This window comes from Enhydrobacter aerosaccus, from assembly GCF_900167455.1.
Lineage (GTDB): Bacteria > Pseudomonadota > Alphaproteobacteria > Reyranellales > Reyranellaceae > Reyranella > Reyranella aerosaccus.
Genome location: NZ_FUWJ01000001.1, coordinates 617,819 through 642,146, shown reverse-complemented (window position 1 = coordinate 642,146; position 24,328 = coordinate 617,819). Strand labels below are relative to the sequence as shown.

Annotated in this window: 23 protein-coding genes and 1 other RNA gene; 9 read left to right on the top strand and 15 right to left on the bottom strand. The window is 64.2% G+C overall.

The window, feature by feature from the left end:
- Positions 1-127: 127 nt before the first annotated feature.
- Positions 128-1,075 (bottom strand): LysR family transcriptional regulator, encoded by a 948-nt coding sequence (locus B5D62_RS03005; protein ID WP_085932325.1) that lies wholly within the window; start codon positions 1,073-1,075, stop codon positions 128-130.
- A 94-nt stretch (positions 1,076-1,169) separates the two neighbouring features.
- Here B5D62_RS03005 and B5D62_RS03000 point away from each other — a divergent pair, with 94 nt between their 5' ends.
- Together B5D62_RS03000 and B5D62_RS02995 are read left to right on the top strand one after the other, a co-directional pair.
- Positions 1,170-2,354, top strand: a complete 1,185-nt coding sequence (locus tag B5D62_RS03000; RefSeq protein ID WP_085932324.1) for an MFS transporter — start codon at positions 1,170-1,172, stop codon at positions 2,352-2,354.
- 7 nt (positions 2,355-2,361) lie between these two features.
- Positions 2,362-3,372 (top strand): DUF2891 domain-containing protein, encoded by a 1,011-nt coding sequence (locus B5D62_RS02995; RefSeq protein WP_085932323.1) that lies wholly within the window; start codon positions 2,362-2,364, stop codon positions 3,370-3,372.
- A gap of 117 nt (positions 3,373-3,489) precedes the next feature.
- Here B5D62_RS02995 and B5D62_RS02990 read toward each other — a convergent pair whose 3' ends face one another.
- Positions 3,490-3,777, bottom strand: a complete 288-nt coding sequence (locus B5D62_RS02990) for a DUF1330 domain-containing protein (RefSeq protein WP_085932322.1) — start codon at positions 3,775-3,777, stop codon at positions 3,490-3,492.
- A 151-nt stretch (positions 3,778-3,928) separates the two neighbouring features.
- Here B5D62_RS02990 and ffs point away from each other — a divergent pair.
- The 7 genes from ffs to B5D62_RS02955 all read left to right on the top strand — a co-directional run bounded on the left by ffs (position 3,929) and on the right by B5D62_RS02955 (position 10,012).
- Positions 3,929-4,023: signal recognition particle sRNA small type (ffs, locus tag B5D62_RS02985), an RNA gene on the top strand.
- 93 nt (positions 4,024-4,116) lie between these two features.
- A complete protein-coding gene (locus B5D62_RS02980) occupies positions 4,117-5,928 on the top strand; it encodes a DNA polymerase III subunit gamma/tau (RefSeq protein ID WP_085932321.1) in 1,812 nt (603 codons plus the stop codon).
- Complete coding sequence (locus B5D62_RS02975; protein WP_085932320.1) at positions 5,928-6,257, top strand: YbaB/EbfC family nucleoid-associated protein; 330 nt, start codon at positions 5,928-5,930, stop codon at positions 6,255-6,257. The genes B5D62_RS02980 and B5D62_RS02975 overlap by 1 nt, the downstream gene beginning before the upstream one ends.
- A 27-nt stretch (positions 6,258-6,284) precedes the next feature.
- A complete protein-coding gene (recR, locus tag B5D62_RS02970) occupies positions 6,285-6,878 on the top strand; it encodes a recombination mediator RecR (RefSeq protein ID WP_085932319.1) in 594 nt (197 codons plus the stop codon).
- 117 nt (positions 6,879-6,995) lie between these two features.
- Positions 6,996-7,730, top strand: coding sequence for an arginyltransferase (locus B5D62_RS02965; RefSeq protein WP_085932318.1), 735 nt, complete (start codon positions 6,996-6,998; stop codon positions 7,728-7,730).
- Between the two features lie 147 nt (positions 7,731-7,877).
- Positions 7,878-8,423 carry a TRAP transporter small permease subunit gene (locus B5D62_RS02960; RefSeq protein ID WP_085932317.1) on the top strand — a complete coding sequence of 182 codons (546 nt, stop codon included), beginning with the start codon at positions 7,878-7,880 and terminating at the stop codon, positions 8,421-8,423.
- Positions 8,423-10,012, top strand: coding sequence for a TRAP transporter large permease (locus B5D62_RS02955; protein ID WP_085933495.1), 1,590 nt, complete (start codon positions 8,423-8,425; stop codon positions 10,010-10,012). Before B5D62_RS02960 ends, B5D62_RS02955 begins: the two co-directional genes overlap by 1 nt.
- Positions 10,013-10,070: 58 nt before the next feature.
- Here the strand turns inward: B5D62_RS02955 and B5D62_RS02950 are convergent, their stop codons facing one another.
- The 13 genes from B5D62_RS02950 to B5D62_RS02890 form a co-directional block, all read right to left on the bottom strand.
- Entirely contained in the window at positions 10,071-11,174 is a 1,104-nt protein-coding gene (locus B5D62_RS02950) for a TRAP transporter substrate-binding protein (RefSeq protein ID WP_085932316.1), read from the bottom strand.
- 150 nt (positions 11,175-11,324) lie between these two features.
- Entirely contained in the window at positions 11,325-12,431 is a 1,107-nt protein-coding gene (locus tag B5D62_RS02945; RefSeq protein WP_085932315.1) for a TRAP transporter substrate-binding protein, read from the bottom strand.
- Positions 12,432-12,600: 169 nt separating this feature from the next.
- Positions 12,601-13,707, bottom strand: coding sequence for a TRAP transporter substrate-binding protein (locus B5D62_RS02940; protein ID WP_085932314.1), 1,107 nt, complete (start codon positions 13,705-13,707; stop codon positions 12,601-12,603).
- A gap of 69 nt (positions 13,708-13,776) precedes the next feature.
- The gene (locus B5D62_RS02935; RefSeq protein ID WP_085932313.1) at positions 13,777-14,583 is read right to left on the bottom strand and encodes an undecaprenyl-diphosphate phosphatase; all 807 of its coding nucleotides are present in this window, start codon (positions 14,581-14,583) and stop codon (positions 13,777-13,779) included.
- A 3-nt stretch (positions 14,584-14,586) separates the two neighbouring features.
- Positions 14,587-16,830 carry a DNA topoisomerase IV subunit A gene (parC, locus tag B5D62_RS02930; protein ID WP_085932312.1) on the bottom strand — a complete coding sequence of 748 codons (2,244 nt, stop codon included), beginning with the start codon at positions 16,828-16,830 and terminating at the stop codon, positions 14,587-14,589.
- Positions 16,831-16,882: 52 nt separating this feature from the next.
- Entirely contained in the window at positions 16,883-17,632 is a 750-nt protein-coding gene (recO, locus tag B5D62_RS02925) for a DNA repair protein RecO (RefSeq protein WP_336470143.1), read from the bottom strand.
- Positions 17,633-17,671: 39 nt separating this feature from the next.
- Entirely contained in the window at positions 17,672-18,598 is a 927-nt protein-coding gene (gene era, locus B5D62_RS02920) for a GTPase Era (RefSeq protein WP_085932311.1), read from the bottom strand.
- A complete protein-coding gene (rnc, locus tag B5D62_RS02915; protein ID WP_085932310.1) occupies positions 18,595-19,347 on the bottom strand; it encodes a ribonuclease III in 753 nt (250 codons plus the stop codon). The genes era and rnc overlap by 4 nt, the downstream gene beginning before the upstream one ends.
- On the bottom strand, positions 19,299-20,123 hold the full coding sequence (lepB, locus tag B5D62_RS02910; RefSeq protein ID WP_085933493.1) for a signal peptidase I: 825 nt from the start codon (positions 20,121-20,123) through the stop codon (positions 19,299-19,301). Before lepB (B5D62_RS02910) ends, rnc begins: the two co-directional genes overlap by 49 nt.
- Before the next feature lie 91 nt (positions 20,124-20,214).
- Positions 20,215-20,850 carry a signal peptidase I gene (gene lepB, locus B5D62_RS02905; RefSeq protein ID WP_170920759.1) on the bottom strand — a complete coding sequence of 212 codons (636 nt, stop codon included), beginning with the start codon at positions 20,848-20,850 and terminating at the stop codon, positions 20,215-20,217.
- 89 nt (positions 20,851-20,939) lie between these two features.
- Complete coding sequence (gene acpS, locus B5D62_RS02900) at positions 20,940-21,341, bottom strand: holo-ACP synthase (protein WP_085932308.1); 402 nt, start codon at positions 21,339-21,341, stop codon at positions 20,940-20,942.
- Positions 21,338-22,087, bottom strand: coding sequence for a pyridoxine 5'-phosphate synthase (locus B5D62_RS02895; RefSeq protein WP_085932307.1), 750 nt, complete (start codon positions 22,085-22,087; stop codon positions 21,338-21,340). The genes acpS and B5D62_RS02895 overlap by 4 nt, the downstream gene beginning before the upstream one ends.
- A 28-nt stretch (positions 22,088-22,115) precedes the next feature.
- Positions 22,116-24,296, bottom strand: a complete 2,181-nt coding sequence (locus tag B5D62_RS02890; RefSeq protein WP_085932306.1) for a RelA/SpoT family protein — start codon at positions 24,294-24,296, stop codon at positions 22,116-22,118.
- Positions 24,297-24,328 lie beyond the last annotated feature (32 nt).

The following is a 24,328-nucleotide window of genomic DNA, read 5'->3' as shown; positions in this document are numbered from 1 at the left end:
GCGTCGCCTTTCGCGCCATGACCGCCAAGGGGCTGTCGCGCGACGTCGACGGCGGCATGCATTACTTCGCGCATCAGAGTCGAGCTTGAGCACAGCCTCGAATTGGCTTGTCGGCGACGATTCGAGGTCAAGAGCGACGGGACTTGATAGATGGCGCTGGTCCCTTCGTAGTCGGTTCGGAATGCGGCGTCTCAAGCTCGGCCTTCAGGGCATCACCGAGACATCCTATCGGCTTCATGAGCCGCCCAGCAGGGGAGCGGTGAACGAGCCACACCCTGACCTTTGGCTTGAAGTCGCACACGTTAACGATTTTGAGCTTCTTATGCAGAGGACTACCTTCAATCGCCGCCTCGGTTGCCAACGTAATACCGACCCCACGTGCAACAAGGGAAAGTCGGAGGTCTGAACTGAGTGCTTCGACGCCCACGCGCAAAGGCAGATGCTCCTGCTCGAAACGACGGCGAAGGGCGCTGCGAAAGCCACACCCATCCTGGTTGATGATCCAGGGCAGGCGCGAGAGGTCTTTCAGTGTCGCGGGAGACATCAAAGCAGATGTCCGCGCAGCCACGACGAAGAGCGGCTGAAGATCGAATGAGTAGCCTTCGACTCCGTGGGGTGGATCAAGCTCACTTGGGAGGCAGAATGCTGCTACGTCGATTTCGCCGCGACGTAGCTGCTCCAGGAGCTGTTCTGGCCACCCCGTCGTGATGCACAGAGTGAGGTCGGGGAAGGCACCACGAAGCCGATCGAGCGGCGCCGTCATTGCGACCTCCGACAGATAGGGCGTGATACCCAGCCGAAATTCTCCGCGGACGGCTCCATCGGGCGATAGTCCGGTCCTGAGATCGTCGAGCGCACGCAACATGCGCCGCCCGTGTTCGTAAGCTTCTCGCCCGGCTGCCGTCGGTTTGAGCGGCTTCGACTGGCGATCGAGCAAGGCGACGCCCAGCAATCCCTCCAAGGTTTGAATGCGGCGGCTCACGCCAGGCTGCGTCAGGTGGAGTCGCGCGGACGCCCCGACGATGGAGCCAGTTTCAACGACGGCGAGGAAGGCCTCGAGATCCCGCATGTTCATGCGACACTCGCATATTCTAAATAATAATTACTGAATTGAGTCATATCACCGAATCCGCGTATTGCCACCCAGCGAGACGCGATTCCGATGATTTATGGGTGCCGAAATTAATCTCACGAGCGCAACAGTCGATCAGGCGACTCCCTACCGGTCCCTGTGGGCCGCTTGCTTCCTCGGCTATGCGGCGATCGGCATGACGATTCAGGTCATGCCCTCCTATGCCCATGACCGCCTGGGAGCCGGTGACGTCGCCGCCGGCATGGCGGTGACGATCGGCTCCTTCGCCACCATGCTCACTCGTCCGCTCGCCGGTCGCTTGGCGGATCGGCACGGTGGGCGAGGCGTAGTCATGGCGGGGTCAATCCTCGGCATGCTTGGTGGGCTGGGACATCTAATAGCAACCACACTGCCGGTATTGATTGCCGCTCGCCTCGCCCTGGGAGCGGGCGAAGGTGCGCTCTTCACGGCGTCCATCGGTTGGGTTCTGCAGCAGGCAGAACCTTCCCAGCGTGGAAGGGTAGTCGGACATTTTGGCTTGTCGATGTGGACCGGGCTTGCTGCCGGACCAGTGCTCGGAGCAGCCATATTGGCGATTGGTACCTATCGCAGCGTATGGATTGCCGCGAGCGCATTCCCAATAATTGCCTGGATGCTGATCGCGCAGACGCGGCGTTCAGCCTCAGCTCCGCCCACGAGCTCCAACATTCGTCGCGCGTTGCTGCCAAGGGCGGCGTGGATACCCGGCGCTTCAAATGTCTTCGCCAGCATGGGCTATGGGGTCGTCGCGGCCTTCCTCGTTCCTCGCTTCGCGGTTCTCCACCTGATGGGGCAGGATCTCGCGCTCGCCATCTTCGGCATTACCTTCATGGTCACGCGGTTCGTTGGCAGCGCATCGGTCGATCGCTTCGGGCCGCGCCGCGTGATCCTGGTCGTTTTCCTTGTCGAAGCCGCCGGACTCGGCGGCCTGTATTTCGCGGAAACGGCGTGGTCTGCATTCGCCTGTACGGCTTTGGCTGGTGCGGGACTTTCCATGTTGTATCCGTGCTTGGCGAGTCTCGTGACGGAAGCGGCTGATCCACGCGAACGCAGTGCCGCCTTGGGCGCCGTCACATCCGGATGGGACCTGGGGCTTGCCGCTGGCGGTCCGCTCGGCGGACTGGTCGCCGGAACCTCGAATGCCGGTCCGTTTGCCCTCGGCGCCGTGGCAGCGCTCATGGCCGCACTGCCACTTGTTCTTGCTCCCAAGCATCTCATTGCGCCGCTTCACCAGAAAGGATGATCTCCGTATGTCGCACACCCTCACGCAAGAATTGGCTGAGCAGTTCGCTCGGATCGCGCTTCGTAACGTCAGGCGCGAGTATCCAAACAATCTCGACCACGCTCTTGCCGGAGCGGCGGACGCTCGCACGCCCGGTGATCTACATCCGGTCTTCTATGGCAGCTACGATTGGCACTCCTGCGTACACAACTATTGGCTGTTGTCCTATTTGCTACGTCGTTTTCCCGACTTCGCGCCTGGCGCAGACATCCGCATCTTATTCGATTCACAGTTCGTCCCGGGGAAGGTTGCCAAGGAGAGCGCCTATTTCGCCACACCTACTACACGTAAATTCAAACGTCCTTATGGTTGGGCATGGCTGCTCAAGTTGGCAGCTGAACTGAGTGGCCATCATCGCAATCCTTGGGCGCGCAATCTCGCGCCATTGACAGACACTATCGTACAGCTTCTGCGAGATTTTCTACCGCTGGCCACCTATCCCATCCGCGTCGGAACACATTTCAATACGGCCTTCTCTTTGCGTATGGCGGCCGATTATGCCGACGTCGCCCAAGATCGTGGGTTGGGCGCGCTATTGCTGGACACCGCTCGTCGTTGGTATGGCGCGGATGCGGATTGCCCAGCTTGGGGTGAACCGAGTCTAGACGACTTTCAATCCTCGGCGCTGATCGAAGCCGAGTGCATGCGACGCCTTTTGTCCGCAGACGAATTCCTTCCGTGGTTCAATCGCTTTCTCCCCCACATCGCGGAGGGCGAACCAGCGACGCTGTTTCGGCCAGCAACGGTCAGCGACCGCACTGACGGCAAGATCGCGCATCTCGATGGCTTGAATCTGAGCCGCGCCTGGTGCTGGCGGTCGATTGCGCTCGAACTGTCGCTGACCGATCCACGCCGAAGCATCGCGGAGGAAGCTGCGGACCGCCACCTAAAGGAGGGCCTGCCGCATATCGTGGGCGACTACGCGGGCGAACACTGGCTCGCAACTTTCGCCGTACTCGCGCTCGACGTGAGGGCTTGATATTGCTCCGGTGAGCCATAATGCAGCGATGCACGGCAGTGGCACGATCAGCGCGGGAACCGTTTCCAGGAACCGCGCGAGCGGCGCTGATCCATTATGGCACCGATTGCCCCGGATTCAGACGCCCTCGACCGCCCAGACATTGAAGCTCGCGGCATGCTCGCGCAGCTTTTTCACCGGCAGGTAATCGGGCGAGTCCCAGAAGGCGTGCAACGCCGCCATCGAGGGGAACTCGAAGATCACCGGCCGGCGGTCGTCGGGCGCGCCCTCGAGGACCTCGACCTTGCCGCCGCGGACCAGGAACCGGCCGCCGTTCTTGGTGATGAGAGGCACGACCGCCTCACGGTACTTCTGGTACTGCACTTCGTCGGTGATCGATCCCTGCACGATGAGATAGGCAACCATCCTGCGCTCCCCTTGCGACTGCCCTATGGGACTGACGAGGAACCATAGCGGATTCCGAGCCCGCCGCTGGGGACAAGGCGGCAAATTCGTCCCGAATCGGGCCCGATCTAACCCTTGCGCCAGGCGCCCCGAGTCCTGATATAACGCCCTCGAGGGGCCGGTGTGGGCGAGGCCGTCGCCAACCCGGTCAGATCCGGAAGGAAGCAGCCGTAACGAATTCGCTTCGGGTCATGCCGGTCCCTCACCCGAGCCTCGCGCGAGCCGTCGCGATGGACGGGCCGCCGGGCGCGACGACCGCCGGGCGTTAAGGGGCCACGGCGTATCGGGCGGACGATCGCCATGGCGGAAGCCACCACCAGTACAGGCGACAAGGCGGATGCGAAGAGCGCCGCCGCGCAGGCCCTTCCCTACCGCGTTCTCGCCCGCAAATACCGCCCCGTCGACTTCACCACCCTGGTCGGCCAGGAAGCCATGGTGCGCACCCTGCGCAACGCCATCGCCACCGGCCGCATCGCCCACGCCTTCATGCTCACCGGCGTGCGCGGCGTCGGCAAGACCACCACCGCCCGCATCATCGCCCGCGCCTTGAATTGCATCGGCGCCGACGGCAAGGGCGGCCCGACCGTCGATCCCTGCGGCGTCTGCGACAACTGCAAGGCCATCACCGAGGACCGCCATGTCGACGTGATCGAGATGGACGCGGCCTCGCGCACCGGCATCGACGACGTGCGCGAACTGATCGAGGGCGTGCGCTACCGCCCGGTTTCGGCGCGCTACAAGGTCTACATCATCGACGAAGTGCACATGCTGTCGGAGAAGGCCTTCAACGCCCTGCTCAAGACGCTGGAAGAGCCGCCGCCGCATGTGAAGTTCCTGTTCGCGACCACCGAGATCCGCAAGGTTCCGGTGACGGTGCTGTCGCGCTGCCAGCGCTTCGACCTCAAGCGCGTGCCGCAGGAGACGCTGGTCGCCCATTTCGGCAAGATCGCCGAGGCGGAGAAGGTCGAGATCTCGCCCGAGGCGCTGGCCCTTCTCGCCCGGGCGGCCGACGGCTCGGTGCGCGACGGTCTGTCCATGCTCGACCAGGCGATCGCCCATGGCGGCGGCGTGGTGGATGCGGCGCAGGTACGCGACATGCTGGGGCTGGCTGACCGCGGCCGCGTGCTCGACCTGTTCGAAAAGACCATGCGTGGCGATGCCGCCTCGGTGGTAGCCGCCCTGGGCGAGATGCACGATTCGGGCGCCGATCCGGTCGTGGTCCTGCAGGACCTGCTGGAACTCACCCACTGGGTGACGCGCCTCAAGGTGGCGCCCGAGGCCGGCGCCAACACTGCCGACAGCGAGCGCGCCCAGGGGCTCGCCATGGCGCAGAAACTGTCGATGGCATCGCTAACGCGGGCCTGGACCCTGCTGATGAAGGGCCTGCAGGAAACCCTGGCCGCGCCTTCCCCTGTCCGTGCGGCCGAGATGGCGCTGATCCGGCTATGCTACGTGGCCGACCTGCCGTCACCGTCCGATGCCATCAAGGCCCTGCAATCCGGTGCCGCGCCCGCCGCCGCGCCGGTCGGCAACGGCAGTGGCGCGCCGTCTCGTCCCGGCGGCGGTGGCGGAGGTGCTGCCACGGCGCGTCTTGCCGCCCAGCCGGCGACCGCGGTCGCGCCGCAACCGGCCCCGGCCGCGCCGTCACCTCGTACCTTCACCGACGTGGTGGCGCTGCTCGAGAGCAAGCGCGAGGCGCGGCTGGTCCACCACCTCATGCATCACGTGCACGAGGTACGCTGCGAACCCGGCCTGATCGAGTTCCGCCCCGAACCGCAGGCGCCCAAGGATCTCGCCGCCAAGCTCTCGGAATCGCTCAGCACCCTCACCGGCCGGCGCTGGATCGCCTCGATCTCGCGCGACGAGGGCAAGCCGACCCTGTCGGCGCAGAAGGCGCTCAAGGGCGACGAACTGCGTACCCAGGCCGAGAACCATCCGACGGTCCAGGCGATCCTGAAGACATTTCCCGGCGCCAAGCTCGATGCCGTCCGCCGCAAGGGCGACGAGACGTCGTTGCTGGCCGGGCTCGACGCCCCTATCTCCTCCGACGAGGAACCGCCGCCGGCCGACGACTACCCCGCCGACGACGACATTCCGGAAAGCGAGTACTGATGTTCGACAAGCTCAAGGATCTGGGTGGCCTGATGCAGCAGGCCCAGCAGATGCAGCAGAAGGTGCAGGAATTGCAGGCGCAGCTCGAGCGCCTAGAGGTCGTCGGCTCCTCGGGCGCCGGCCTGGTCAAGGTCACCGTCAACGGCAAGAACGAGACCCGCCGGGTCGAGATCGATGCCTCGCTGTTCAAGCCGGAGGAGAAGGGCGTGGTCGAGGATCTGATCGTCGCCGCCGCCAACGATGCGCGTGGCAAGGTCGAGCAGACCGTGCAGGAGCAGATGCGCTCCATCACCGGCGGCCTGCCCCTGCCTCCGGGGTTCAAGCTTTAGGGACGGCGACACCGGCAGGGTATCCGCATGAATGGCCCCGAGATCGAGCGGCTGATCCAGCTCCTGGGGCGATTGCCGGGATTGGGGCCGCGATCGGCGCGGCGCGTGGCGCTGCATCTGCTCAAGAAGCGCGAGGTGCTGATGCAGCCGCTGAGCGCGGCGCTGGCGGACGCGGCACGGGCGATCCGCCCCTGTTCGATCTGCGGCAACCTCGATACCGTCGATCCCTGCTCCATCTGTGCCGATCCGCGGCGCGATACCGGCCTGATCTGCATCGTCGAGGATATCGGCGACCTGTGGGCCATGGAGCGCGGCAAGGTATTCAACGGCCGCTATCACGTGCTGGGCGGCAGCCTGTCGGCGCTGGACGGGATCGGGCCAGACGAGCTCAACATCGGAAGCCTGCTGCGGCGCGTCCAGGAAGGCGACGTGCGGGAAATCATCGTCGCCACCAACGCCACGGTCGACGGTCAGACCACGGCCCACTACCTCGCCGACCGCCTCGCCGACACCAAGGTGCCGCTGACGCGACTGGCACATGGCGTGCCGGTCGGCGGCGAACTCGACTGGCTGGACGAGGGCACGCTGGCCACGGCCTTCAAGGCGCGCCGCGCCCTTTAAGGCAAGCGTGCGGCGGACAACACGCTGGAGCCGCTGCGCGCAACGCTTTTTTGCGCAACCTTAGACCAACGGCTGCTTTCCTTCGCGGCCATTCGCGCTACACTCCGTTCGGTAGTCATGTTCATCCGTCAGAACATCCAGACCCTGCGCTTCTTCCGAACGACACCCGCGATGCGGTGTCCGTATCTGCCGCACCGTCTGGAAACCAAGCTGGTCACCGAGCTCAGCGGGCCGGATGCGATTTCCCAGCACGATACGCTGACCGATGCCGGGTTCCGCCGGTCGCATCACTTCGTCTACAAGCCGCTGTGCGACGGCTGCCGCTCCTGCGTGCCTGTGCGCATCCGCGTCCGCGACTTCGAGCCGACCAAGGCCCAGCGCCGGACCTGGCGCCGCAACGAGCATATCCATGCGGCGGAGACACAGGCGCTGGCGACGGGCGAGCAGTACGCCCTCTTCTCCCGTTACGTGATGGCCCGGCATCGCGATGGCGACATGGCCGACATGGATTTCGACGACTACCGGGCCATGGTCGAGGAAAGTCCGGTCGATACGGCGATCGTGGAGTTCCGCGACCATTCCGCGGACGGCCGGCTGGTGGGCGGCTGCCTGGTGGACTGGCTGTCGAGCGGCGTGTCGGCGGTGTACAGCTATTTCGATCCCCAGGATCCGAAGCGGGGCCTCGGCACCTACATGATCCTGTGGCTGGCCGAGGCGGCGGCGCGGCGCGGGCTGCCCTACGTCTATCTGGGTTACTGGATCGCCGATTCGAACAAGATGGCCTACAAGCGCGCCTTCCGGCCGCTGGAGTATTTCGGCCCGGAGGGCTGGACCGAATTGCCTAACGCGTAGGCAAATTCCGCGCGGTGGAGCGACTTGACGCACCCCCGCCGCCCTCACAAGCTTGCGAGAGGCTAGCATCGTCGGAAACGGCACGTTATGAAGCGTGGCCCAAGCAAATTGGGCTCAAAACAACGAATAATGTCCTCGGGGAGATGAATGCGCGTCTTATTGAAGTTCAGCGCAGTTATCGACGCAATCAACGAAAAGATCGGGGTCGTCTGTAACTGGCTGGTGCTGCTGTCCTGTCTGGTCAGCGGCGGAAACGCCATGGTCCGCTATGCCTACGACCAGAGTTCGAACGCCTGGCTCGAGGTGCAGTGGTACATGTTCGCCGTCATCGTCATGTTCGGCGCCTCCTATACGCTCAAGCGCAACGAGCATGTGCGGGTCGACCTGTTCTACATGACGCTGGGTCGCCGCGGTCAGCTGTGGATCGACATCCTGGGTACCCTGGTCTTCCTGCTGCCCACCTGCCTGATCCTGGCCTGGCTGAGCTGGCCGTTCTTCATGCAGTCCTACGCGGTGAGCGAGCACTCCTCGAACGCCGGCGGCCTTGTCCGCTGGCCGATCAAGCTGGTGCTACCTGTAGGCTTCCTCCTGGTGGCGCTCCAGGGCTTTTCCGAACTCATCAAACGCGTGGCCTTCCTGAACGGCATTCCCGTCGAGAGCCTCGAAGCCCATTACGAGAGGCCGACGCAATGATCATTCCTCTCGAGTGGATGCCGCCGCTGATGTTCGGCGGCCTCGTCGTGTTCATGATCATCGGTTACCCGGTCGCCTTCTCGCTGGCGGCGGTCGGCTTCTTCTTCGGCTTCCTGTCGATCGATTTCGGGTACTTCACCCTGCCCTTCATGCAGGCCATTCCCGGCCGCGTGTTCGGCTCGATCCTGTCGAACGAGCTGCTGCTCGCCATCCCGTTCTTCACCTTCATGGGCGCAATCCTGGAGAAATGCGGGCTGGCCGAGGACATGCTGGAATCGATGGGACAGCTGTTCGGCCCCATCCGCGGCGGCCTGGGTTACTCGACCATCATCGTCGGCTTCATCCTCGGCGCCATTACCGGCACCGTAGCGGCGCAGGTCATCGCCATGGCGCTGATCACCCTGCCGATCATGATGCGCTACAAGTACGACATGCGCTACGCCACCGGCGTGCTGGCAGCCTCCGGCACCATCACCCAGCTGGTGCCGCCGTCGCTGGTGCTGGTCGTGCTGGCCGACCAGCTCGGCCGCTCGGTCGGCGACATGTATGCCGGTGCCTGGGGCCCGTCGCTGCTGCAGATCGTGCTGTTCGCGGCCTACACGTTCTATCTCTCGATCGTGAAGCCGGAAGCGGTGCCGCCGGTGCCGCGCACGCTGTTCGGCAAGGCGCTGCTGATCAAGTGCGCCTGGGGCATCATCCCGGCAGCGGTGCTGATCTTCCTGGTCCTCGGCACCATCATGATGGGCCTTGCCACGCCCACCGAGGCGGGCGCCATGGGCACGATCGGCGCGATCGTGCTGGCGGTGGTGCGCAACGCGCCGCTGACGCGGTTCGACAAGATCGCCTTCTATGGCGGCTGCGCCGCAGCCATCGTCGGTTTCCTGATCGGCCTCGTCGCCTTCAAGTCGCTGGCCTTCCAGGCCGCCTTCACGGTCATGTTCGCGGGCATCGTCTGGCTGTGCTGGCGGGCCTGGCAGGTGAAGGAGCTGCGCGAGCTGATCGTGCAGGCCTTCCAGGCGACCATGCGCATCACCGCCATGGTGGCCTTCATCCTGGTGGGCGCGACCTGCTTCTCCATCACCTTCCAGGGCGTGGACGGCAACCGCTGGGTCGAGCACATGATGTCGAGCCTGCCGGGCGGCGTCTGGGGCTTCCTGGTCGTCGTCAACCTGTTCGTCTTCTTCCTCGCCTTCTTCCTCGACTTCTTCGAGATCGCCTTCATCATCATCCCGATGCTGGCACCGGTGGCGCAGAAGATCCTCGAACCGGTGGTCGGTCACGATGCGGCGCTGATCTGGTTCGGCGTCATGATCTGCGTCAACGTGCAGACGTCGTTCATGCACCCGCCCTTCGGCTTCGCGCTGTTCTATCTGCGCAGCGTGGCGCCCAAGGAAGTGAAGAGCAGCGACATCTACTGGGGCTCCATCCCCTGGGTCCTGCTGCAGCTCATCATGGTGATCATCGTGATCGCGCTGCCGCAGTCGGTGACCTACTTCCTGGAGCCGCCCTCGACCATCGATCCGAGCAAGGTCAAGATCGATATCCAGGCGCCACCCAGCGACGACGCCGCACCGCCGGTCTTCAAATAGGCAAACGAAAAGCCCCGCTGTCACCAGCGGGGCTTTCTTCTCGAGGATGGAGCGGCCGTCAGCGTCCCTGGGCCGACATCGCGAAATTGAAGTTGTCGAAGGTGTTCTCGGCGACGCGGAACCACAGGTTCTCGTCGGTGCGGAAGGCCTTGAGGCTGTCATAGATCTTCTTGAACTTCGGATCCTTGGCCGACAGTTCGTCGTAGAACTTGTAGCATTCGTTGAAGCAGGTCTCGAGCACCGGCCGCGGGAAGGGCCGCAGTTCCGTGCCCTGCGCCACCAGCCGCCGCAAGGCCGCCGGGTTGACGGCGTCGTACTTCGGCACCATCCACGAGGTCACCAAGCCGGCCGCGGTGTCGATCATGGCCTGGTAGTTCTTGGGCAGCTTCTCCCAGGCGGCGTTATTGACGTAGAGGGAGCCGACGGAGGTGCCCTCCCACCAGCCCGGATAGTAGTAATACTTGGCCACCTTGGCGAAGCCGAGCTTCTCGTCGTCGTAGGGACCGACCCATTCGCAGGCGTCGATCGTGCCCTTTTCCAGCGCCGGATAGATGTCGCCGCCGGCAATCTGCTGCGGCACCACGCCGAGGCGCTGGAGGATCAGGCCGGCGAAGCCGCCGACGCGGAACTTCAGCCCCTTCATGTCGTCCATCGACTTGATTTCCTTGCGGAACCAGCCGCCCATCTGGCAGCCCGTGCCGCCGAAGATGAAGGAGCGGAAATTGTACTCCTTGTAGAAGTCGTTGATGAGATCGTGTCCGCCGCCCTCACCCAGCCAGGCGTAGTATTGACGCTGGTTCATGGTGAACGGCAGGCCGGTCTCGAACACGAAGTTGGGATGCTTGCCGAAGAAGTAGTAGGCGGCGGTCTGCCCGCATTCCACCGTGCCGTTCTGTACCGCGTCGGCGACCTGCAGGCCCGGCACGATCTCGCCGGCGGCGAAGGGACGGATCTGGAACTTGTTGTCCGACATCTCGGCCACGGCCTTGCAGAACACTTCCGAGCCGCCGTAGAGCGTGTCCAGAGACTTGGGGAAGCTCGACGTCAGGCGCCATTTGATCTCCGGCATGCCCTGCGCGATCGCCGGCGCCGCCAGCGCCGTGGTGGCGGCGACGCCAGCCGCACCGATTCCCCCTGTCTTGATGAAACGCCGTCTCTGCATTGTCTCTCCTCCCGAACGGGCTTTGCTTATGGGCCCTTTTCACTGCGGCGACATTGACACGCGGAATTCGATTTGAAAAGTCTCGGCATAGCCACTGCGCAAATAAAAAAGCCCCGCGATGCGGGGCTTTTTCGAAGCAGGCTGACACCCTCAGATCTTGTTGGCGGCCGACTGGCGGGCCATGAAGGTGTCGAAGGTATTCTCGGCCACGCGGAACCACAGCACCTCTTCCTTGCGGAAGGCCGCCATCGATTCGTAGATCTTCTTGAACCTGGCGTTGCTGGCCATCGTCTCGGCATAGACGTCGTTCGCGGCCTTGAACGACGCTTCCATGATCGGCGCCGAGAACGGCAACAGCTTCACGCCGCTCGCGACCAGTTCGCGCAAGGCCTTCGGGTTGTCGGCATCGTACTTGCCCACCATCCAGGCATTGGTATCGGCGCAAGCCGCGCGCAGGATCGCCTGGTACGGCTTCGGCAGCATGTTCCACTTGTCCAGGCCGATGAAGGTGTGGAGCGTGGCGCAGCCTTCCCACCAGCCCGGATAGTAATAATTCGGCGCAATTTTCGCGAAGCCCAGCTTCTGGTCGTCGTAGGGGCCGACCCACTCGGCGGCATCGATCGTGCCCTTCTCCAGGGCCGGATAGATGTCGCCGCCGGCCAGCTGCTGCGGGATCACGCCGAGCCTCGCCATGACCTGGCCGGCGAAACCGCCGATGCGCATCTTTAGGCCCTTCATGTCGTCGAGCGTGTTGATCTCCTTGCGGAACCAGCCGCCCATCTGACAGCCCGTGTTGCCGCAGGCGATGCCGTAGATGTTGTAGTCCTTGTAGAAGTCGTTGAGCAGCTGCTCGCCGCCGCCGTTGGTGAGCCAGGCATCCATCTGGCGCGTGTTGAGGCCGAACGGCACGGCCGTGCCGAGTGCGAACGTCGGGTCTTTGCCGAAATAGTAGTACGAGGCGTTGTGCCCCATCTCGACCGTGCCGTTCTGGATGGCGTCGGCGACCTGCAGGCCCGGCACGATCTCGCCCGCCGAGAAAACCCGGATCTGGAACTTGTTGTCGGTCGCCTCGGCCACGATCCTGGAGAGACGCTCGGAGCCGCCATAGAGCGTGTCGAGCGACTTCGGGAAGCTCGATGTCAGGCGCCACTTGAGCTCAGGCATGGATTGGGCGATCGCCGGCGCAGCCAGGGTTGCGCTCGCGGCGACGGCCGCACTGCCGAGGCCGGCCGTGCGCACGAATTTGCGACGTTGCATGAAGGTCGTTCTCCCAGAGACTTTTTCTACTTATACGCATCCGCATTCTGCGATGCGGACGTCGCTTATGGCACAGCGCTGAGGGCTTGAGAAGCTGCCGCTACCGGCACCCGCAAATGAAAAAGCCCCGCCGAAGCGGGGCTTTTGAAACGGGACGGAATGTACCGTCCTAGAGCTTCCCGGCCGCCGACTGGCGCGCCATGAAGTTGTCGAAGGTGTTCTCGGCCACGCGGAACCACAGAACCTCGTCCTTGCGGAAGGCCATCATCGAGTCGAAGACCTTCTTGAAGTTCGCGTTCTTGGCCGTGATCTCGGCATAGACCTCGTTGGTGGCCTTGAACGCCGCTTCCATGATCGGCTGCGAGAACGGCAGCAGCTTGGCACCGCTCGCGATCAGCACGCGCAGAGCCTTCGGGTTGTCAGCGTCGTACTTGGCAGCCGTCCAGTTGTTGGTATCGGCGCAGGCTGCCCGCAGGATGGCCTGATAGTTCTTCGGCAGCGCGTTCCACTTATCCAGTCCGATGAAGACATGGAACGCGGCGTTCCCTTCCCACCAGCCGGGATAATAATAATTCGGCGCGATTTTCGCGAAGCCCAGCTTCTGGTCGTCGTAGGGGCCGACCCACTCGGCCGCGTCGACGGTGCCCTTTTCCAGCGCCGGATAGATGTCGCCGCCAGCGAGCTGCTGCGGGATCACGCCCAGCTTCGACATCACGTCGCCCGCGAGACCGGCGATGCGCATCTTGAGGCCCTTCAGGTCCTCGACGGTGTTGATTTCCTTGCGGAACCAGCCACCCATCTGCGCCGTCGTGTTGCCGCAGACGATGCCGTAGATGTTGTAGTTCTTGTAGAAGTCGTTGAGCAGCTGCTCACCGCCGCCCTGGGTCACCCAGGCATTCATCTGCCGGGTATTCAAGCCGAACGGCACCACTGTCCCCAGCGCGAAGGTCGGGTCCTTGCCGAAGAAGTAGTACGACGCGGTGTGGCCCATCTCGACCGTGCCGTTCTGGACGGCGTCGACGACCTGCAGGCCAGGGACGATCTCGCCCGCGGCGAAGGTGCGGATCTGGAACTTGTTGTCCGTCGCCTCGGCCACGATCTTGGCGATCCGCTCGGCGCCGCCATAGAGCGTATCGAGCGACTTGGGGAAGCTCGACGTCATGCGCCAGTTGATCTCGGGCGCCGACTGGGCGATGGCCGGTGCTGCCACCAGACCCGTCGTCGCCACTGCGGCCGTCCCCACGCCCGCATTCCGAAGAAATTTACGCCGTTGCATGTCCGTCACTCCCGGTCGCTCCAGAATAATTTCCGGCTTATGACATACGCCCTGTAGCGTCGGGAAGCGCTATCGCATGAGGAGCAGCACGAGCGCCAAGCCGCCGATTGCAATGCGGTACCAGGCGAACAGCGCGAAACCGTATCGGCTGATGAAGCGAATGAAAGGCGCTACCACGACGAGAGCGGAAAAGAAGGCGGCGGTGAAGCCCAAGGCAATGGTGGCACTGCCGCTCCAGCTCAGGTCCGACCAGTTCTTGTAGAGGTCATAGACCGATGCCCCAAGCATAGTGGGCATGGCGAGGAAAAACGAGAACTCGGCAGCAGTTGCACGCTCCACGCGGAAAGCACGTGCTCCCATGATGGTCGCGCCGGCGCGCGACACGCCGGGGATCATGGCCAGACACTGGCAAAGACCGATGTAGAAGGCTGTCTTGAGATCGATATCGTCCACCGACTTGACCCGCGGTCGCTGCGCCAAGCGCTCGATCACGAGGATGGCGACGCCGCCGACGATCAGGGCGATAGCGACCACCATCGGACTCATCAGGAACTGCTTGATCACCTTGTAGGCGATCACCCCGACCACGGCGGCCGGCAGGAACGCCACGATCACCGAACCGGCAAAGCGCACGGCGCGCGGGTCGCGCTGCAGCACGCCGGTCACGGTCGACCAGATCTTGGCGCGATACAGCACGCAGATCGCCAGGATGGCGCCGAGCTGGATGACAATGTCGAACACCTTGCCGGGTGGGCCGGTGAAGTCCAGCACCTCCTCGGCGAGGATGATGTGCCCGGTCGAGGAGACGGGCAGGAACTCGGTCAACCCCTCGACGACGCCGATCACCAGCGTCTTCCAGATCAGCGTCAGGTCCATCGCTCAGCCCTTGAAACGCTTGGCCCGCGGCCAGCCCTTTTCGGGCAAGCGCCCGGCCTGGGCGCGCTCGCCGCGCCAGAATTTGAGTTCGGACGCCGCGATGACCCGATTGCCCCATGGCAAGCCATCGCCCAGCACGAAGGCCTGCGCATCCGAAAGCTGGTCGGCCTTGGACTTCTGCAACAGGACACCACGGCCGCGTCCCATCTCGGGCACCTGCTCGAGGGGGAAAATCAGCAGCTTGCGACCTTCGCTCAGGGCCGCGACCGAATCGGCGCCCTCGGGCACGATCGACAAGGCAACCGCCCTCTCCTTGTCGGCGAGGTTCAGTATCTGCTTGCCGTTCTTGGTCTGGGCCACGACCTCGTCTTCCGGCACGACGAAGCCACGGCCGGCATCCGAGGCGACCAGAAACTTGCGACCGCCTTTCAGCACCTCGAGCTGCACGATGTCCTGTTCGTTGCCCAGCTCGATCATCAGGCGAATCGGCTCACCATGACCGCGCGCGCTCGGCAGCCGATCACAGCCGAGCGTGTAGAACCGACCGTTGGTGCCGAACACGAGGATCTTGTCGGTGGACTGGGCGTGCAGCGTGAACTTCGGTCCGTCGCCTTCCTTGTACTTGAGCTCGCCGGTGGCCTTCTCGTCGAGATGCCCCTTGGCGGCGCGGATCCATCCCTTCTCGGACAGGATCACCGTGACAGGCTCGCGCTCGACGAAGTCCTCGACCGAATGCTCGATCTCCGCCGGCGCGTCGGCGAGTTCGGTACGGCGCTTGCCGATCTTGGTCTTCTGACCGAACTTCGCCTTGATCTCCTGGATCTCGGCCGAGATCGCCTGCCATTGCAGCTTCTCTTCCTTGAGAAGGGCCTTCAGCTCCTTGCGCTCCGCGCTCAGCTTCTTGTGCTCGCCCTTGATCTCGAATTCCTCGAGCCGACGCAGGGCGCGCAACCGCATGTTCAGGATCGCCTCGGCCTGCAGATCGGTCAGGCCGAAGGTCCGGATCATCACCGGCTTGGGCTCATCCTCCTCGCGGATGATCTTGATCAGCTCGTCGAGGTTCAGATAGGCGATCAGGTAGCCGTCGAGAATCTCGAGGCGCCGCTCGATCTCGGCCAGGCGGAAGGTCGAGCGACGGATCAGCACCTCGCGGCGATGGTCGAGGAAAGCCTGCAGCGCCTGGCGCAGGTCCATCACGCGCGGCGTGTTGTCCTTGTCGAGGACGTTGAGATTCAGGGGAAAGCGGATCTCGAGGTCGGTCAGCTTGAAGAGCTGTTCCATGAGCAGCTCGGCCGGCACGTTGCCGGTGCGCGGCTCGAGCACGACGCGCACATCGTCCGCCGACTCGTCACGCACATCCTCGAGGATCGGCAGCTTCTTGGCGTTGATGATCTCCGCGATGCGCTCGATCAGCTTGCCCTTCTGGACCTGATAGGGGATCTCCGTGACGATGATGCGATACTGGCCGCGCGGCAGATCCTCCTTGATCCAGCGCGCGCGCAACCGGAAGGCGCCGCGACCGGTCTTGTAGGCCTCGACGATCGACTCGCGCGGCTCGACCAGCAGGCCACCGGTCGGGAAATCCGGCCCCTTCACCAGATCGACCAGGGTCTCGATGCGGGCATTGGGCGTACGGATCAGATGCTGCAGGGCATCGCACAGCTCGCCCGCATTGTGCGGCGGGATCGAAGTCGCCATGCCGACCGCGATGCCCGCGGCGCCATTGGCAAGAAGATTGGGAAAGCCGCCCGGCAGGACGATCGGCTCCTCGGTCGAGCCGTCATAGTTGGGCCGGAAGTCGACGGCGTTCTCGTCGATGCCAGCCAGCAACGCCTCTGCTACCTCGGTGAGGCGTGCCTCGGTGTAACGCATCGCGGCCGGGTTATCGCCGTCGATGTTGCCGAAGTTCCCCTGCCCTTCGATCAGCGGATAGCGGACCGAAAATTCCTGAGCCAGCCGGACCAGGGCATCATAAATCGATTGGTCGCCGTGCGGATGATACTGGCCGATCACATCGCCGACCACGCGCGCGCTCTTCTTGAACGCGCTGTTCGGATCGAGCCGCAACTGCCGCATCGCGTAGAGCAAGCGACGATGCACGGGTTTGAGACCGTCCCGCACATCGGGCAGCGAGCGCGACATGATGGTCGACAGGGCATAGGACAGATAGCGCTCCGAGAGCGCTTGTCCGAATTGCACCGGCTTTACGGCGGCGAGCGGAACGACGTTTGTGCTGCGTTTGGCCATCGATCAGGACATAGAGGGGCGGCCGCGTTCGACGCTGCAGCCATCGTTGTTTTTAGCGGTGCAGCGTTTCCTTAAATCTCGACCGGGCCGGAGGCAAGGGCTTGTTCTGTGGCCAGAACACGTGCCGCTCGAGAAAATAGCCTGTCAAATCAAGCCCCTGATGCAGCTCGTCGTCATCGGCCGGCAATCCGCCGGTGGACAGAAAGGCCGGCAAGGGCAGCAGCTTCTCCTTGTAGGGGCCGGCCGCGGCCCGGGAAACCGCCCGGCCTGTCCGGGGTGAGACGAAGGCCAGATCCTCGGTGTCACCTGAAACCGCGCATTTCTCGAGATCGAGGCCGAAGCCGAGCTCCTGCAGCAGACCGAGTTCCAGCCTCACATAGATCATGGGCCAGCCGGCATGGCCCAAGGCGGCGAGGAAGGCGTGAAACCCCTCGAACACGGCCGGATGCGGTTCGCGCTCGGGCAAGGCCGTGTCGATGGTGGCACAGGCGGCAGCCAGACCAGCCAGTTCCGAGGCGTCGTCGAGCGCGCGGGCAGCATAGGCCTCCCGTAACTCGCCGGAGTAGTTCCCGAGCTGCTCGGCAAGCCGGGCCCGCCAAACGACGTCGACAAGATTGCCGGGTTGCCAGATCGGCCGAGCGCGGCGCGAACCACCGCCCGGAACGAAGCCGGCATGCCGGCCATGGTCACGCGTCAGCAACGAGGCGACGAGCCCACCCTCCCCGTGGGGGCGCCCCGTCAACACGATGCCGCGGTCGGTCCATTCCATCAGCGCGATATGCCGCGTTTCGGTCGGGGACACCAGCGCGCGGTACCCGCGCGCCCCAGGTAGCGTGTCGATCTAGGACTTGGGCTCGAAATCAAGGCCGATGGATCGGTAATGGGCCGGATCCTCCGCCCAGCGCTCGCTCACCTTCACATGCAGGAAGAGATGAACGGGACGCTCGAGGAGCTGCGTCAGCTCATGCCGAGCCCGCGCACCGATCTGCTTGATGCGGGCGCCGCCCTTGCCAAGGACGATGGCGCGTTGGCCGTCACGCTGGACATGGATCGTCTGTTCGATGCGGACCGATCCGTCGCCGCGCTCTTCCCACTTGTCCGTCTCGACGGCGGTTTCGTAGGGAAGCTCCTGATGGAGCTGCAGGAACACCTGCTCCCGGGTGACCTCGGCCGCCAGGAGCCGCAGCGGCAGATCGGCCGCCTGATCCTCCGGGTAGAGGAACGGTCCAGCGGGCACTGCCGAGGCGAACGCCGCCAGGACATCGGCAACATGGTCATTGCGCAGGGCGCTCACCATGAAGGTCCGTTCGAACGGCACCAGGGCATTGAGCTCCGCTGTGAGCGCCAGCAGCCTGTCCCGCGGCACCAGGTCGATCTTGTTCAGGATCAGGTAGCGCGTGCTACGCGTCTCCTTCAGCTTCTCCACGATCGCCCGGGTTTCCTCACCCAGTCCGCGCTCGACATCGACCACCAGCGCCACGACATCGGCATCCTCGGCGCCCTGCCATGCAGCCGCCACCATGGCGCGCTCCAGGCGGCGCTTGGCGACGCGGAAGATACCCGGCGTATCGACCAGCACGACCTGGGCCCGCGTGCCGTCCGGCAGATCGCTCATGGCGATGCCGATCACGCGCATGCGCGTCGTCTGCACCTTGGGCGAGACGATGCTCACCTTCGAGCCGACAAGGGCGTTGACGAGGGTGGACTTGCCGGCATTCGGGGCGCCGACAATGGCGACGAATCCGGCACGGGTAGTGGGTGTGTTCATATCCGTTCAAGCCGCTCGAGAAGTGCCGCGGCGGCAATCCGCTCCGCCTCGCGTTTGTTGCCGCCCCGGCCGTGACCGGGCTCGTGTCCCTTGATCGTGACATCGACGACGAAGACCGGCGCGTGCGGTGGCCCTTCTCGTCCAACTTCGCGATATTCGGGCAGCGGCAGACGTCGCGCCTGAGCCCATTCCTGCAGCGCCGTCTTGGCGTCGCGTGGCGCGGTCGCATGCGTGGCGACGCGATCGCCCCACAAGGTCTCGATGCTGGCCGCCGCGGCGGCGAAGCCCGCATCCAGGAACACCGCCCCCAGCAGGGCTTCGAGCGCATCGGCCAGGATGTTCGGCTTTATCCCGCCTTTCTGTCCCCGCTCGGGGTCGCTCAGCCGGATGTGTCGGCCGAGATCGATCGCCTCCGCGATCTCGGCCAGGGCCGCCGCACGCACCAGAGAGGCGTGGCGTCGTGCCAGTTCGCCCTCTCGCTCGCGCGGATAGCGCCGCAACAGGAGGTCGGCCATCGCCAGCGACAGGACGCGATCGCCCAGGAATTCCAGCCGCTCGTTGCCGTTGGGAAAAGCGAGCTTCAGTTCCGGCCGGCGGTCGAGGGCGCTGCGATGGGTGAGCGCCTCGGCTGCGAGTTCAGGATTGCCGAACGCATGACCGAGCCCCTTGGTCAGCGCCTCGAAATCGATGTCGCCGAGCTTCAGTGGATCGCCATGAAGAAGCGGCTGAAACGAATTGCCTCGGGCCATTTCCAGGGTTCCAGCCACCCCGCTTCCGACGGGTCGTGCGAGAAGAAAATGAACTCGGCCTTGCCGACAAGGTTCTCCGCCGGGACATACCAGCCGAGCTGATCGCGATCGCGCTGCGCGCCCGTAATGTCGCGCAGCATCAGCCGCGTGCGGCTGTCGAGCGAGTCGTCGCGATTATCGCCCATCACGAAGTAGCTGTTCGCCGGCACCAGGAACTCGGGCGTGTTGTCCGACGCGCCGTTGTCGCTGTATTCGAGCACCGTGTAGCTGGGGCCGCCGTCAGGCAATGTCTCACGGTAGAGGACGCCCTTCTGGTAGCCGCCATAGCCGCCCTTCACGTAATCGCCGATGCGCACGCGCTGTACCGGCGTGCCATTGATATGCAGCACGCCATTGGTCACCTGGATGCGGTCGCCCGGCAGACCGACGATGCGCTTGATGTAGTCGGTACGGTTGAGGCCCTGGCCCTGGTCGCCCGGATACTTGAAGACCGCGACATCGCCGCGATGCGGCGGATGGAAGAAGATGCGGCCCGAGAAGAAGCCCAGCGAGAACGGGAACGAGTGCTTGCTGTAGCCGTATGAGAATTTGGAGACGAACAGATAGTCGCCGACCAGAAGAGTCGGAATCATCGATCCCGACGGGATATTGAACGGCTCGATGACGAACGTGCGAACCACGATCGCGATCACCACCGCATAGACGACCGTGCGGATCGTTTCCGCCCAGCCACCGGCCTTCTCTTGTCGCTTGCGCCGTTCCGCCACGTCGGTCATCGCCATTCCAGTGTAAACGAGCCGCGCCTATAGCAGGGCCGCCGGGCGCTGTCTGCGCCCATAGTCGCCGCATGGGAGCGGTGCAATTTGGTCATTTCAAGGCCAGGCCGATGCGGTCGAGCCGATCGAAGCCCGACCAATATACATAATTTGCCCGCCCCCAGACGTCACCCAGCGGCACAGACCACCAGCGTGACGAGGCGGACGCACCTCGACTATCGATGGAGTCGTCGCGATTGTCACCGAGCACGAAGTACGAACCCGGCGGCACCAGGAACGGGCCTCCCTCGTCCAGATCCCCGCGCTTGTTCAACTTCAGGATCTCGTAACTGGCCCCACCCGGCAGATGCTCCCGAAAGCGCTTGCCCTGCCTGACACCTGATGGATACCGGTAGTCCGAGAGAAACTCCCAAGTGGCGGGAACGCCATTGATCGTGGGAACGCCCTGGCTCATCTCGACCCGATCCCCCGGCAGCCCGACGATGCGCTTGAAGAAGAGGACGCGTTGCCCAAAAGAGGCGCTGGCGGGGGCCAGGAACACGATCAGGTCGCCACGGCGGGGCAGTTCGCTACCCCTGTAGGCCTTGGCATCAAACAGGAAGCGATCACTTTCCAGCGAGGTCGGAAGCATTGCCATGCCGGCATTCTGGAACGGCATCCATTTCTTGAGGTACAGGAACGCGCCGCTTACCGCGACAACAGAGGCGATCGGAATCGAGATCGCCAACACGATAAGCAGAAGAGCCCTGCGCCGACGCGATGGGCGGGGCCGGATGGCCAAAGGGGGCGGCGGCGCTTGCCGCCCGGGCATCGAACTCATGTCTTCGCCACCGCCGAAATGATCACGAAAGCCTGCGCCAAGGGAAATTCGTCCGTTAGGGTGAGATCGATCTGCGCCGACATGCCGGCCGGGGTGATCTCCTCCAGTCGGGCGAGCGCCCCACCGGTGAGAGCGACGGTCGGCTTGCCGCTCTTGAGATTTACAACCCCCATGTCCCGCCAGAACACGCCGCGCCGGAATCCGGTGCCCAGGGCCTTCGAGCAGGCTTCCTTGGCCGCAAAGCGCTTGGCGTAGCTGGCCGCGCGAGTGGCGCGGCCCTCGGACCGCTTCTGCTCGATCTCGGTGAAGATGCGCTGCACGAAGCGGTCCCCGAACCGCTCCAGCGACTTTTCGATCCGGCGGATGTCGACGAGGTCGTTGCCGATGCCGATGATCACGCCGCGATCCCCGCGCGGGCCTGGTCCATGAGGCGGCGCATCTCGCGGATCGCGGCATCGAGCCCGACGAAGATCGCCTCGCCGATCAGGAAATGACCGATATTCAGCTCCCGCACCTGCGGGATCGCCGCGACCGGTCCGACATCGGCGTAGCTGAGGCCATGCCCGGCATGGCATTCGAGACCAAACTTGGCGCAGAGCGCAGCCGCCTTCTGCAGGCGCAGAAGTTCGGCCTTCTGGGCCTCGCCCTCTGCCTCGCAGTAGCTACCGGTGTGAAGCTCGACGACAGGAGCTCCCAGCGCAACCGCCGCTTCGAGCTGACGCGAATCGGCCTCGATGAAGAGCGACACACGGATGCCGGCGTCGCGCAGACGCGCCACCAGCGGCTTCAGCTGGTTGTGCTGCCCGGCGGCATCGAGACCGCCCTCGGTCGTCCGTTCCTCCCGCTTCTCGGGCACGATGCAGGCTGCATGCGGCTGATGACGCAAGGCGATGGCCAGCATCTCCGGCGTCGCCGCCATTTCCAGATTGAGGGGAATCTTGAGCTCCCGCATCAGCCCGTCGATATCCGCATCGACGATGTGACGGCGATCCTCGCGCAAATGCGCCGTGATGCCATCCGCACCGGCAGCCGCGGCGATGGCAGCGGCCCGCAGCGGGTCGGGCAGCGCGCCGCCGCGGGCGTTACGCACCGTGGCGACGTGGTCGATGTTCACTCCGAGACGCAGGGGCGGAAGCGCGGACATTGGCAGCTTTCGTTCGATGGAGGGGAGGTCAGTTGCGGGCGCGCTCGACGGCGTTGATCGCCGGTGTCGCGCGCAAGGCGGCGGTGATGTCGGCCAGGTGTTTCACGTCGGCGACCTCGACATCGATCACCATGTCGAAGAAGTCCATCGACCGATTGACGATGCGGAGATTGGAGATGTTGCCTTCGTGGCGGGCTATGACGGTCGACAGGCTCGACAGGCTGCCGGGCTGATTGGCCACGGTGATCTTCAGGCGGCCGGTATAGGCGGCCTCGCTTTCCGACACCGTATCCCAGCCGACATCGATCCAGCGCTCCGGCGCATCCGAGAAGCTTTCGAGGGTGGAGCAGTCGATCGTATGGATGGTGACGCCCTTGCCCGTGGTGATGATGCCGACGATGCGATCACCCGGCAACGGATGACAACAGCGGGCGAAATGCACGGCCATGCCGGGAATGAGTCCGGTGATGGCGATCTGATGCGGTTCCTTCTTGGCGCCGGCTCCGTCCCGGCTCTTCGCGGTCTTGTTGCGGGCGCGCGAGATCGGCACCACATCGGCGCCGCCCTTGCGCTGCTGCTTCTGCTTCAGGCCCGGATAGACGGCGGTGAGCACCTCCCGCGCCCCGACCAGCCCCGCCCCGACCGCGGCGACCAGATCGTCGGTCGTGCCTTGCTTGAAGTTGGCCTTCACGTCGGCGAGGCCTTTTTCGGTAACCTCATAGCCTTCTTCGTGGAAGGCCTTGTCGAGCAGCGAGCGTCCGAGCTGCAGATACTGCTCGCGCTGCCGGATCCGGATGAAACGGCGGATCGCCGCCTTCGCCTTGCCGGTGACGGCGAAACGTTCCCAAGTCGGTGACGGCGTCTGCGCCTTCGACGTCACGATCTCGATCTGGTCGCCATTGGACAGCTGCGTCCGCAACGGCAGCATGCGGCCGTTGATCTTGGCACCCACGCAGGTGTCGCCGACCTGGCTGTGCACCGCATAGGCGAAGTCGATCGGCGTGGCGCCACGCGGCAGCGAAATCAGCTTGCCCTTCGGCGTAAAGCAGAAGACCTGGTCCTGGAACATCTCGAGCTTGGTGTGCTCGAGGAATTCCTCGGCGTTGGGCGCCTTGTCGAGAATCTCGATCAGGCTGCGCAGCCAGGCGTATTGCGGAGCGTCGGTCGATGGACCGCCCTGCTTGTAGATCCAGTGGGCAGCGACGCCGCGCTCCGCCTGGTCCTGCATCTCCTGGGTGCGAATCTGGATCTCGATCCGCTGCCCGAACGGACCGATCACGCCGGTATGCAGCGAGCGATAGCCGTTTGGCTTGGGGACGGAGATGTAATCCTTGAAGCGCTGGGGGATGACCTGGTAGCGGCCATGCAGCAGCCCGAGCGCCTGATAGCACTGCGCCACGTCGGCGACGATGATGCGGAAGGCCATGATGTCCGAGAGCTGCTCGAACGACACGTTCTTCTGCTGCATCTTGCGCCAAATCGAATAGGGCGTCTTCTCACGACCGGATACCTGGGCCTCCAGCCCGCCCTCCTTCAGGGTCTCCACCAGCTCCGCTTCGATCTGCGGGACGATCTGCTCGCCCTTCTCCTTCAGATAGCCCAGCCGGGCCAGGACCGAAGCGCGGCCATCGGGATTGAGCTCGGCGAAGGCCAGTTCCTCGAGCTCGCGCTTGATGTTTTCCATGCCGATGCGCGAGGCGAGCGGCCCGTAGAGCTCCATGGTCTCTCGGGCAATCCGCCGGCGACGCGCCGGCTCCTTGATGTATTTCAGCGTCCGCATGTTGTGCAGACGATCGGCCAGCTTCACCAGCAGCACGCGGATGTCCGACGACATGGCAAGCACGAGCTTGCGCAGATTCTCGGCTTCCTTGGTGCTCTCCGACTGGACCTCGAGGCGGGACAGCTTGGTGACGCCATCCACCAGACGGGCAATGTCCTCGCCGAACATGCGCGAGATCTCGTCGCGCGTGGCGTCGGTATCCTCAAGCGTGTCGTGCAGCAGGCCGGTGACGATCGACGACGTGTCCAGCCGCATCTCGGCCAGGATGCCCGCGACCTCGACCGGATGGGAAAAATAGGGATCGCCCGAAGCCCGGAGCTGCGTGCCGTGCTTCTTCAGGCCATACACATAGGCACGATTCAGCATGTCCTCGTCCGCATCGGGATCGTAGGACTGCACACGTTCAACGAGTTCGAACTGCCGGATCATCGCAATCCCCTATTATATGGTGAGGATTGCGC

What these genes read in the sequence shown, in the direction of transcription:
- recR (WP_085932319.1), top strand. Translation starts at nt 6,285, where the DNA reads ATGAATGGCCCCGAGATCGAGCGGCTGATCCAGCTCCTGGGGCGATTG.
- era (WP_085932311.1), bottom strand. Translation starts at nt 18,598, where the DNA reads ATGAACACACCCACTACCCGTGCCGGATTCGTCGCCATTGTCGGCGCC.
- parC (WP_085932312.1), bottom strand. Translation starts at nt 16,830, where the DNA reads ATGGCCAAACGCAGCACAAACGTCGTTCCGCTCGCCGCCGTAAAGCCG.
- B5D62_RS02940 (WP_085932314.1), bottom strand. Translation starts at nt 13,707, where the DNA reads ATGCAACGGCGTAAATTTCTTCGGAATGCGGGCGTGGGGACGGCCGCA.
- B5D62_RS03000 (WP_085932324.1), top strand. Translation starts at nt 1,170, where the DNA reads ATGGGTGCCGAAATTAATCTCACGAGCGCAACAGTCGATCAGGCGACT.
- lepB (WP_085933493.1), bottom strand. Translation starts at nt 20,123, where the DNA reads ATGACCGACGTGGCGGAACGGCGCAAGCGACAAGAGAAGGCCGGTGGC.
- B5D62_RS02950 (WP_085932316.1), bottom strand. Translation starts at nt 11,174, where the DNA reads ATGCAGAGACGGCGTTTCATCAAGACAGGGGGAATCGGTGCGGCTGGC.
- B5D62_RS02995 (WP_085932323.1), top strand. Translation starts at nt 2,362, where the DNA reads ATGTCGCACACCCTCACGCAAGAATTGGCTGAGCAGTTCGCTCGGATC.
- B5D62_RS02990 (WP_085932322.1), bottom strand. Translation starts at nt 3,777, where the DNA reads ATGGTTGCCTATCTCATCGTGCAGGGATCGATCACCGACGAAGTGCAG.
- B5D62_RS02980 (WP_085932321.1), top strand. Translation starts at nt 4,117, where the DNA reads ATGGCGGAAGCCACCACCAGTACAGGCGACAAGGCGGATGCGAAGAGC.
- B5D62_RS02975 (WP_085932320.1), top strand. Translation starts at nt 5,928, where the DNA reads ATGTTCGACAAGCTCAAGGATCTGGGTGGCCTGATGCAGCAGGCCCAG.
- B5D62_RS03005 (WP_085932325.1), bottom strand. Translation starts at nt 1,075, where the DNA reads ATGAACATGCGGGATCTCGAGGCCTTCCTCGCCGTCGTTGAAACTGGC.
- B5D62_RS02960 (WP_085932317.1), top strand. Translation starts at nt 7,878, where the DNA reads ATGCGCGTCTTATTGAAGTTCAGCGCAGTTATCGACGCAATCAACGAA.
- B5D62_RS02945 (WP_085932315.1), bottom strand. Translation starts at nt 12,431, where the DNA reads ATGCAACGTCGCAAATTCGTGCGCACGGCCGGCCTCGGCAGTGCGGCC.
- B5D62_RS02935 (WP_085932313.1), bottom strand. Translation starts at nt 14,583, where the DNA reads ATGGACCTGACGCTGATCTGGAAGACGCTGGTGATCGGCGTCGTCGAG.
- B5D62_RS02890 (WP_085932306.1), bottom strand. Translation starts at nt 24,296, where the DNA reads ATGATCCGGCAGTTCGAACTCGTTGAACGTGTGCAGTCCTACGATCCC.
- rnc (WP_085932310.1), bottom strand. Translation starts at nt 19,347, where the DNA reads ATGGCCCGAGGCAATTCGTTTCAGCCGCTTCTTCATGGCGATCCACTG.
- B5D62_RS02895 (WP_085932307.1), bottom strand. Translation starts at nt 22,087, where the DNA reads ATGTCCGCGCTTCCGCCCCTGCGTCTCGGAGTGAACATCGACCACGTC.
- B5D62_RS02965 (WP_085932318.1), top strand. Translation starts at nt 6,996, where the DNA reads ATGTTCATCCGTCAGAACATCCAGACCCTGCGCTTCTTCCGAACGACA.